Annotated in this window: 6 protein-coding genes and 1 pseudogene; 6 read left to right on the top strand and 1 reads right to left on the bottom strand. The window is 64.5% G+C overall.

Annotated features, from left to right (window positions below; translation table 11 throughout):
- From bcsG to BG57_RS29960, 4 genes are all read left to right on the top strand, one after another.
- Positions 1–506, top strand: a 506-nt coding sequence (gene bcsG / locus BG57_RS29975) for a cellulose biosynthesis protein BcsG (RefSeq protein ID WP_035970783.1), incomplete at its 5' end; no start/stop codon positions are given.
- Complete coding sequence (locus tag BG57_RS29970) at positions 503–706, top strand: hypothetical protein (protein ID WP_052006095.1); 204 nt, start codon at positions 503–505, stop codon at positions 704–706. The genes bcsG and BG57_RS29970, both read left to right, overlap by 4 nt.
- 11 nt (positions 707–717) lie before the next feature.
- On the top strand, positions 718–2,838 hold the full coding sequence (locus tag BG57_RS29965) for a phosphocholine-specific phospholipase C (RefSeq protein WP_035970781.1): 2,121 nt from the start codon (positions 718–720) through the stop codon (positions 2,836–2,838).
- A gap of 130 nt (positions 2,839–2,968) precedes the next feature.
- Complete coding sequence (locus BG57_RS29960) at positions 2,969–3,208, top strand: DUF1493 family protein (protein WP_035970780.1); 240 nt, start codon at positions 2,969–2,971, stop codon at positions 3,206–3,208.
- 132 nt (positions 3,209–3,340) lie between these two features.
- On the opposite strand, the gene BG57_RS31335 is transcribed toward BG57_RS29960, so the two are convergent.
- A complete protein-coding gene (locus tag BG57_RS31335) occupies positions 3,341–7,063 on the bottom strand; it encodes a tetratricopeptide repeat protein (RefSeq protein ID WP_052006094.1) in 3,723 nt (1,240 codons plus the stop codon).
- A 225-nt stretch (positions 7,064–7,288) separates the two neighbouring features.
- On the opposite strand from BG57_RS31335, the gene BG57_RS29950 reads away from it, so the two are divergent.
- Together BG57_RS29950 and BG57_RS29940 are read left to right on the top strand one after the other, a co-directional pair.
- Positions 7,289–8,677: an FAD-binding oxidoreductase gene (locus BG57_RS29950; RefSeq protein ID WP_035970779.1), complete on the top strand. Its 1,389-nt coding sequence runs from the start codon at positions 7,289–7,291 to the stop codon at positions 8,675–8,677.
- A gap of 1,456 nt (positions 8,678–10,133) precedes the next feature.
- Positions 10,134–10,758, top strand: a pseudogene (locus BG57_RS29940) (glycosyl hydrolase); the annotation flags it as partial.

The following is a 10,758-nucleotide window of genomic DNA, read 5'->3' as shown; positions in this document are numbered from 1 at the left end:
ACACGATCAGCCTGCACGACGGCAACCGGCTGCCCGGCGTCGCGGGCACGAGCCTGCAAACGTATCCGCGCCGCGTGCAGAAGCTGATGACCGATTTCGACCGCTTCGCCGATCTCGTCGCGAGTTCGGGCCGGCGCGCCGCCATCATCTTCGTGCCGGAGCACGGCGCGGCGCTCGCCGGCGACAAGGATCAGATCGCCGGGCTGCGCGAGGTGCCGACGCCGCATATCGTGCATGCGCCGGTCGGCATCCGCCTCGTCGGATTCAGCGGAACGCGTCCGGCGGCGACGGTCATCACGCAGCCGTCGAGCTTTCTCGCGCTGGCGCAACTGCTCGCGAATCTCGTCGCACGCAGTCCGTTTCAGCCGGGCGCGACGCTTCCCGAGTACGCGGCCAATCTGCCGCGCACGCGCATGATCGGCGAGAACGAGCAGACGGTGACGATCGGCACGGCGCAAGGCTTTTCGGTTCGCACGCCGGATGGCGTATGGGTGGATCAGCAATGAACGATACTTCGAACGAGCCCGACGACTGGCCCGAGAACGACGTCCGCGGTCTCGCGGAGCGGCTGCCGGGTCTCGATCCGCAGACGTACTACGATGACGAAGCGGCGCGCGCCTACGATGCCGCGTTGCGCCGCTGCCCGGCGCTCGCGCGGCTGCTCGGACTTCCCGCGCCCCCGGCCGGGCCCGCCCCGATTTCCTGACGGTGAACGCGATGGCCGCCACGACCCGAAGACAATTTCTGCGCACGATGTCCGCGTGCGCCGGCGCGTTGCTTGCGCCGCCCGCGCCGCCGATCCGCGCCGCGCTCACGCTGCCCGCGACCGGCCGCACCGGCACGATCAGGGACGTGGGGCATGTCGTCATCCTGATGCAGGAGAATCGCTCCTTCGATCATTACTTCGGCACGCTCGGCGGCGTGCGCGGCTTCGAAGACCCGCGGCCGCTGATCCTCGCGAACGGACGGCCCGTGTGGTATCAGCCGGGGGCGTCGGTGTTCACGAGCGAATACCAGAGCCGCGGCTTGCCGAATCATGCGCCGTATGTTCTGCCGTTTCATCTGGATTCCAAAGCAACGACGGAATTCACGCCAGGCACCGATCATAGCTGGAGCACGGGCCATCTCGCGTGGAACGAGGGCCGCTACGACGCTTGGGTCAATCAGAAGCAGGACCCGCTGACGATGGCCTTCCTGCGCCGCGCGGATCTCGCCTATCACTACGCGCTCGCCGATGCCTTCACGGTCTGCGATGCCTACTTCTGCTCCGTTCACGCCGATACCGCGCCCAACCGGCTGATGCTGTTCAGCGGCACGATGGACACGCGCAACCGGCTCGGACCGTTGCGCACCGGCCCGGGTTTCAGCGAGCGCGACGCAGGCGATCCGTATAGCTGGACGACGTATCCGGAGCGGCTGGAATCGGCGGGCATCGAATGGAAGGTGTATCAGGGCGGCACGGGGCTGCCCGGCGACGCGACCGACAACTACACGAACAACTCGCTGGAGTTCTTTCAGCGCTTTCAGGCTGCGCATAACGCGCCGGCGTCGCTGGTGCAGAAGGGCGCATCGCGGCATACGCTGCTCGAGTTTCAGCGCGATGTCGATGAGAATCGCCTGCCGGCGGTGTCGTGGGTGATTGCGCCGAAGATTTATTGCGAGCACCCGAACGGCTGTCCGGCCGATGGCGCGTTTTACATCAATCGGATTCTCGAGGCGCTGACGTCCAATCCGGCGGTGTGGGGCCGCACGGTCCTGTTCATCAATTACGACGAGAACGACGGCTTCTTCGATCACGTCGTTCCCCCGATGCCGCCGCTCACGAGCGCGCAGGGCAATGCGGGACTGGTGTCGCGCAAGCTCGTCGACAGTCTGGGCGATGAGTTCGTCGATCTGGACGAGTATCCGCGCCACAAGCGGCCGCTGATTCCGAACGCCGATCCCGGCGGGCGGCAACCGATCGGCTTGGGGCCGCGCGTGCCGATGATCGTCGTGTCGCCGTGGACGAAGGGCGGATGGGTATGCTCGCAGGTCTTCGATCACACGTCGGTGCTGCAGTTTCTGGAGGCGCGTTTCGGGGTGGCGGAGCCGAACATCAGCGCATGGCGCAGGGCGGTGTGCGGCGATCTGACATCCGCGTTCGATTTCACCGTGAATCCGGATACGGCGAAGGGCCCGTTTGGGCCGGTGGCGCGCGTCGGGTCGCGGGGCGCGGCCATCGCGATTCCCGATCCACAGGCGATGCCCGGCTGCGAGCGCACCACGCGGCCCGCGCGGGCGCTGCCCTATGCGCTGGCGATGAACGGCCGTATCGCCGATGACCTCTTCTTGCTGGACTTTCGCAATGGCAGCCGCGTGGGCGTCGCGTTCTATATCTACGACCGCGTGCGTGCCCGGAACGCGCCGCGCCGCTACACGATGGCCGCGGGCGATGCGTTTTCCGACTTCTGGCCGCTGCGCGATTCGCAGGGCCGCTATGACCTGTCTGTCTATGGGCCGAACGGGAGCCTGTTCGAATTTCGCGGTTCTGCCGAGGGCAATGCGTTGCCGGAGGTTCAGCTTTCACTCGATCCGGGCGCTTTGCTCGCGACGTTGCGCGTGACGAACGGAGGGCGCGTCGCGTGCCGGTTGCGAGTGGCGAATGCGTACGACACGGCGACGGCGCGCGAGATCAGCGTGAGTCCGGGGGAGACGCTGACGGATCGATGGGATGTGTCGGGGCGATCGGGATGGTATGACCTGAGCGTATCGTCGGTCGACTTCGACGGGTTCGCGCGGCGGTATGCAGGGCATGTGGAGACCGGCGCGCCGTCGATGAGCGATCCGGGGCCGGTTTGAGGGGGAGGTCGGTGAGGTGGGCGTTGCGTGTCACAGCGGTTGATCTTTGTCCTTCTGTTGCAATCGAGACAAGGGAATCGAAGTAGTATCGCCATCGACTTGCAACGCTCACAGGTTCACAAGCATACCGATGACGCAACCGTCGGCACTCTCGGCTGAACTCCTAAAATTCATTCACGCCCGGAGAGGTCTTTCATCGACACAAGCACTGAGTCTGTCGAGCAGTCTTGAACGCGATCTGGGCCTAACCGGAGACAATGCCGCTTACTTCATGGAAGCCTATTTCGAGCAGTTCCACGTCGAAGTGGGCGATTTCAATTTCCCTCGATACTTCGTGGAAGAAAGCGCGCGGGACCGTTTCTTCTTTTAGCCAGCCTGGCTTTCAAGCCGATTCGAAAGCGCTACGAACGCGAGCCTGTGACCGTTGCGATGCGTCAGCGCGCAATCGATATCGGCGCATGGGATAGCGCCCGGCTTCGAATCCAATAAAGCCGCCGCGGAATCAACGCCCCGAATACGTCGCGGCGATCAGCTTCAGATACCGGCGACAGTCTTCCACCGCAATCCGCCGCTCTGCGATCGCATGCGCTCCGTCAGCGTACGTGCGATCCACCCACGCAAGCCCGTTCGCCGTGCCGAGGCCAGCCGCTGCCTCCAGGTCGCGTATCGCGCCTTCCGTATCCCCGCGTTCGCGACGAAGCAAACCGCGATTGCGATGCGCAAGCGCATCGCCGGGCGCGAGACGGATGGCTTCATCGAAATCGCATAGCGCGCCGTCCGTGTCGCCCAGATCGCGTCGAACGACGCCACGGTTGTTCAATGCATCCGCGTGGGCGGGCGCGACTCGAATCGCTTCATGCAAGTCGAGCAGCGCGCCGTCGATGTCTCGCTTTACGAGCCGCGCGACGCCGCGATCGTTTAGCGCATCCGCGTGACCGGGCGCGAGGCGGATCGCTTCGTCGAGATCGGTCAGAGCGCCGGGCACATCGCCGGCGTCGTGGCGTGCTCTTGCCCGGCGCGCGTACGCGTCGGCGTAGGCCGGGTCGAGGCGAATCGCTTCGTCATAGTCCGCGAGCGCGCCGTCGATATCGCCCGTGCCTGCCCTCGCCGCGCCACGATTCGCATACGCGACGGCGTGATCGGGCGCGAGTTCTATCGCACGATCGAAGTCGTTCAGCGCGCCTTCGATGTCGCCGCTGGCGTGGCGCGCGTTGCCCCGGTTACAGTGCGCGTCGGCGCGGCGGGGATCGAGACGGATCGCTTCGTCGAAATCGCCCAACGCACCCGCCAGATCGCCGTTGCGCGCGCGGATCACGCCCCGGTCGTTGTAAGCCGCCGCGAAATCGGGCGAGCGCGCGATCGCATCGTCGAGGTCCCGCAGCGCGCCCGGCGTATCGCCCAACTTCGTCCGCGCGACGCTGCGGTCATAGTATGCGGCGGCAAGATCGGGCTGGAGCCGCAAAGCCTCGTCGAAATCCCGCAACGCATCGTCGGGCAAATCATTCGCCATCCTGACGGTTCCACGATTCGCGTAAGCCTCCGGCCGATCGGGAGCGAGACGGATGGCCTTCTCGAAGTCCTGCATCGCGCCGTCGAAATCTCCGACGCGTCCGCGCGCCGCGCCGCGATCCACATATGCCCCTGCGAAGTCGGGCGCGAGAGCGATCGCACGGTTGAAGTCGCTGAGTGCGCCGTCGATGTCGCCGTCTTCGCTGCGCAGCGTGCCACGGGTGTAATGCACGCCGGGATCGTCGGGATCGAGGCGAATGGCTTCGTCCAGATCACGCAGGCCATTCTGCCGAGCGCCACGTTTGGCATGCAAAAGACCACGCGCTATATAAGCGTCCACAAAATGCGGTCTGATGCGGATGGCTTCGTTCAGATCGGCGAGCGCGCCTTCCGTATCGCCGCTGACGGCGCGCATATCGGACCTGAGCACATAAGCCGATGCGCGGCCCGGTTCGAGCCGCACCGCTTCGTCCAGATCGTGCAGCGCGCCTTGCGCGTCGTTCATCGCGAGCCGCAATGGCGCGCGCAACGTGTATGCATCGGCCCAGGCGGAATCGATGCGGATCGCGTCGTTCAGATCGGAAAGCGCGCCCGGCAGGTCGCCCCGCTCGCGACGCGCATTCGCACGGTTGAACCACGCCACCGCATAGTCCGGATCGAGCCGCAGCGCGACGCCGTAATCGCGCAGCGCGGCGTCGAAGTCGCCCTGATCGCAAAGCACGTTGGCGCGGTTGTTGTGCGCGACGGCATCGTCGGGACGCAAGCGGATGGCGGCGTCGAAATCACGCAGCGCGGCGTCGAAGTGGTCTTGCTGCACGCGCACGAGGCCGCGATCGTGATAGGCGGCGGCATCGTCGGGAGCGAGGGCGATCGCGCCGTTGAGATCGGCGAGCGCGCGTTCGGTGTCGCCGAGTTTCGCGCGCGCATTGCCGCGTCGTGCGAGAGCGCGGGCGTCGCGTGGACGCAGTGCGATCGCTGCGTCGAAGTCGTGCACGGCGGCTTGCCAGTCGCCCAGCGACTGCCGCGCAACGCCGCGTTCGACATACGCATCCGCCAGATTCGCCTGCGCGACGATCGCTGCATCGAAGTCTTCGATCGCGGCTTCGACATCGCCGCGTTCGAGCCTGAGACGTCCGCGCTTTAGCCGGGCATCCGCGTCATCGGGCGCGATGCGCAAGCAGGCGTCGTAGTCGCCGAGGGCGGCGTCGAAGTGGCCGGTCGCGTGATGCACGTCGGCGCGGCCACAATAGGCTCGTGCGTGGCCCGGGTCGAGCGCGAGCACGGTGGCGAAGTCGTTGAGCGCGTCATCGGCATCGCCCTGGCGCGCACGCACCAGTCCGCGTTCATACGATGCCCGCGCATTGCGTCCGTCGATGCCGATCGCATGATCGAAGTCCCGCAATGCGCCGTCGAGTTCGCCGATGCCCGCGCGCGCGATGCCCGATTCGACATACGCGGCGATGTGGCCGGGCGCGGAGCGGATCACATCGCCGAAGTCCCGCAGCGCGCCCGCGACGTCGCCAAGCTGACGGCGCAGGCAGCCACGGTCCATTTTTGCGTCGACGAGTCCCGGCTGAAGGCGCAGCGCCTTGTCGTAATCGAGCAGCGCGCCGCGTGCGTCGCCGCGACTGCCGCGCACGTTGCCGCGCATTCGATACGCAGCCGCGCAGTCAGGCTCGATACGGATCGCGCGATCCAGGTCGGTCAGCGCGCCATCGAAATCGCCCTTAGCGGCGCGCACGCGTCCCCGATGACGCAGCGTGTTCGCATCGCCCGGCGCGAGCCGCAACGCGCGGCTGAGATCGACGATCGCGCCGTCCGCATCGCCCTTCGCATGACGCACGAGTCCGAGCGCAACGTGAGCGTCGATACACCCGCGTTCCATATCCACCGCGCGGCGATAGTCGAGCAGCGCGCCGTCGAGATCGCCGTTGGCTTCGCGTGCATGGCCCCGGCCGAGTCGGCTCGATAGCTCGTCCGGCTCGCTGCGCAGCGCGGCGTCGTAATCGAGCAAGGCGGCGTCGAATTGCCCTTGCGTCTTGTGCACGCGCGCCCGTTCGCGAAACGCGGGCGCGCAAAGCGGATCGAGCCGGACCGCTTCGCCGTACAAGCGCAATTTCTCCTCGATGGACGCGGCGGCGACACCCTGCTCGAAGCATTGCTGCGCGGCGAGTTCTTCTATCGCGACAGCCCGCGCCGAGCGCGCGGCGGCGCGTTCGTTCAGCGCGGCGTCGTGCGCAAGGTCGATTCCATCCGCTGGCAGCGGCGCGCGCCACGCATCGCGAGGCTGGTAGTGCTGGCACCGGCGATGTATCTGCCCGATGCCTTCGTCGAACCGATGCGCGTCGATCGTCAGCGGGTCGTGTTGTGCGAGCTTCGCCAGCTTGCCTTTGAGCTGGCCGCCGATCGCAGGCGACTCGAACCCGCAGCCCTCTACGACTAGCGGAATGACGTGGCAGCGGGCATCGAGCGCGGTCTCGATCTCGCGGCGCACCCGGTCGTCCGGGCCGGAAAGGTGTCGGAGCGCCGACGGCGTCAGCAGGACGACGAAGTGCGCGCAAGTCTGAATCTGTGTGCGCGCGATGCGTTCATAAGCGATATCGGCGACATCGAGAAAGTCGAAGATGACGTCGTATCCGTGCCGCTCCAGATGCTGGAACATCGCAATGGCCCAAGGCCGGTTGCCGCGGTGATAGCTGATGAACAGAGACCGCATGGGACGCTCCATTGAGGACGGTCGTTCGATGAGGCGGTCGCGTCGATGGCAAGCGGCGGATGTGCGTATGTGCGCTTCGATAACGCTTTTGTAGCAGCAACAAAACGCTGCGACAACTCGGTCCGGTCCGGATATGGCGATGTCCGCAGCTTGCCGCGCCTGGGCACGCATGCTCTACTGCTGTTTGATAAACAAGAACCCATTGAACACGGAGACACGCAGCACATGACGGCAAGCGAAGCTGTAAGCGCATTGCGCGAAACCCTCGGCGCGGACGTGGTCGCGCTGCCCGGCGAATTCGGCGAGCGGCGCGTCGTCGACTGGAGCGGCTTGCCCGGCGAAGTGCCCCTCGCCATCATCCGGCCGCGCAATACAGAAGAGGTCGCACAGGCGCTCGCCATCTGTTCGCGCTACGGGCAACCCGTGGTCACCCAGGGCGGACTGACGGGACTCGTCGGCGGGGCCAACGCGCGGGGCGGGGAGGTCGCGCTGAGTCTGGACCGCATGAATCGCATCGTCGAGATCGATGAAGTGTCGGGCACGATGACCGTCGAAGCCGGCGCGGTGCTGCAAACGGTGCAGGAAGCGGCGAGCGCGGCGGGCTTCTACTTTCCGCTCGATCTCGGCGCGCGGGGAAGCTGCACGATCGGCGGCAACCTCGCGACGAATGCGGGCGGCAATCGCGTCATCAAGTACGGGATGATGCGCGATCAGGTGCTCGGGCTCGAAGCGGTGCTTGCGAGCGGCGCGGTCGTCGGCGGTCTCTCGAAGATGATCAAGAACAATAGCGGCTACGATCTGCGGCATCTTTTGATCGGCAGCGAAGGGACGCTTGCAGTCATCACGCGCGTCGTGCTGCGGCTGCGGCCCAGGCCGACTGCGACCGCCACCGCATGGTGCGGCCTGCCCGGCTTCGAAGCGGTGACGACGCTGCTCACGCGCGCACAGGCGGGACTCGCGCCGGGTGTATCGGCGTTCGAAGTCATGTGGGCCGGTTATCACGATGCCGTGCTCGGCAATCTGCCGAATCTGCGCGCGCCGCTCGGGTCGCCGCATCCGTTCTATGTGCTGCTGGAAAGCGTCGGCACCGATCCGGTTCGTCACAACGAGGCGTTCGAAGAGTTTCTCGGCGCGATGCTGGAAGAGGGCATCGTGACGGATGCGGCCATCGCTTCATCGGAAGCGCATGCGCTCGCGTTCTGGGCGATTCGCGATGCGCCCGGCGAGTATCAGCGCTTCATTCCGAATCACGCGGCCTACGACGTGAGCTTCTCCATCGCGCAGGTCGGCGAGGCGGCCGCGCGTTGCGAGGCGCGTCTGCGTGAACGCTGGCCGCAAGCGCTTGTTCTCATCTACGGACATCTGGGCGATGGCAACATCCATATCGTCGTCGACGTGCCGGGCCTGGGCGCACACGATCACGACGACATCGATCGCGTCATCTACGATGTCACGCGCGAACTCGGCGGATCGATTTCGGCGGAGCACGGCATCGGCGTGAAGAAGCGGCATTACCTGCCGCAAAGCCGTCGCGAGACGGACATCGACGCGATGCGCGCGATCAAGAGCGCGCTCGATCCGCTTGGCATTTTGAATCCAGGTAAGGTCGTATAAAGCGGGTCTGTGCGGGCGCTGCGTTTGGATTATGCGGCGCTTGCTTGTTGCCAGACGCCGAATCGGTTCGCCTCTCGATAGCTTGGGTCTTTTTCCTGCGTCTGTGCACGCGTCGTCGTTATGGAGTGGCATCGACGGCTGTGCGCACTTCGTGGCAATCACAACGGCCTCTGTAGACCGAACCTCGCGGAAAAGCGTGCCGATGCGCTTGGCCGAAGTTACGCGTGAACCTGCTCCGCTAGGCGATAAAGCGTAGGCAGGCATCGTCGGCTCTCTTCGATAGTTCTTGCGAACGGTACCGGATCGACCGGTGCAGAAGCCTCAACTCACGCGTGGCTTGCGATGCGCGTTCCGCAGTGCTCCTAAGTCAGATGCGCGAAGCGATCAGCGATGCACGATCTCCACGGTGTCAGTGCTCTCGTAGTGGAGGATCAGAAGGCGATCGCCACGTTCACGCAAGACATACTCGACCGGCTCGGGTGCGCCGTTGATTGAGTTTCGACGCTGCACGCAAGCGCGATTCGACTCGTTCGATGTCCGCATTCTCGATACAACTCCCCACGTAATCCCGTGTACGCGGCTGCCGAAGTCGTGAGGCAGCGCACTATTCCGGTCGCTCGCTGCACGGCGTGAGTGAGTTTTCAGCGCGACTTTGTGACAAGACTTTTGTTCGCATCGACCGGGGCGCCACGCGCTTTACGGTAAGAACTCACTAAGGCGCCAGCTTTTCCGAGAAGCGGCCCGGAGAGAATTCTTTCCGGTAGGACTTCAACAAGGGACGTTATTTCCGCTCGCTGTACTTCGCTAGACCTGTCAAGGGCGGCTAGTTAAGGGTTAACGCTGTTTCAACTCTTCCGTCTCCGTTCTTCGTATCGGAAAAAACTTCCTCTCAAACTTTATGTCTTGCCGTTGAGACACTGAATCAAATCTCCCGATCCCAATCCCAGTAAGCGTTAGCCGGGTGTTTTCCCGCGTATTCAATCGGGTGAACCGTTTCGCAAACCTAACGAGCGGTCGAGCGAACAACTCGTTTTTGCTCATATTTCCGGTACTTTTGACATACGAAATGATTCGCATCCGACAAAATCGGATCAATATTGACCGATTCGCTGTCATTTGTCTTAAATAACGCGAACGTTTGTTCCGGCTCTGCAAACGTTTGCAGGAGGATTTCCCGCCTTCGGTATGAATAAAGCAAGCGATTACTTTTCTACCTTCTTGTTACATTCAGAAACGTCTCAGGGAGTTTTAGGACTTTATACTCCGGTCTCCTTAACGCAGACATGAATAAATTCCCGTGCCTTCGAACCAGCCCACCCGATCGCAAGACGAAAATTCCTTGTTTCCCGTGCTCGACCGCGAGAACGCTCCCGTTTCGCGTAGAGGCTTCCTGTCTCTCATGATGGCGAGCGCCGGGAGTGCCGCGTTGGCCGCATGCGGCGGCGGTAACGAAGCAATGTCTGCGGATAGCGTCGTCAACGCTCAGGCCGTCGCAAAGAGCGCCTCGGCAAGCGGTACCGTCATCCCGCCCGCAGCCTCCATCACCGATGGCTCGGGCGCCGTGTGGACGCTCGTCGGTGGCCGCGTGAATCGCAACGGCGCTGGGGTAGCGACCGGTTCGCCCGCGGCGCTGACCACCATCCTCTATTACAACGGCGCGATCTACGCGAAGAACTCCGCCGGCACGTGGTTCAAGAACGGCAGCCCGTGGCAGAACGTTGGTACCACGGACCCGCGCGGCGTGGCGTCGGCAGCAGCGGCTTCCGGTTCGAAGTTCTACGGCATCAACGGCCACCTCGCTTACGGCTCTGGCATCTACAAGACGATGTCGGCGGCGGCGCAGCTCGCGATCCTCAAGGATCTCGGCGTGACCAACTACCGTGCCGACGTCGCCGATTCCGGCATGGCGAAGACGGTTGCAGCCGCGCTCACGGGCGCCTTCAAGGGCAGCGGCGTGTCGATCCTGCCGGTTCTGAACCCGCTGTCGGCCGGCTGGAATACGTCGCTCAGCGAATCGTCGGCCTACACGCTCGGCTACAACCTCGCGACGGGCGCGACGACGCAGCTCAAGGGCCTCGTGT

The sequence above is a fragment of the Caballeronia grimmiae genome (assembly GCF_000698555.1).
Lineage (GTDB): Bacteria > Pseudomonadota > Gammaproteobacteria > Burkholderiales > Burkholderiaceae > Caballeronia > Caballeronia grimmiae.
The sequence above is the reverse complement of the archived record's forward strand: the minus strand, read 5'-3'. Positions and strand labels throughout refer to the sequence as shown.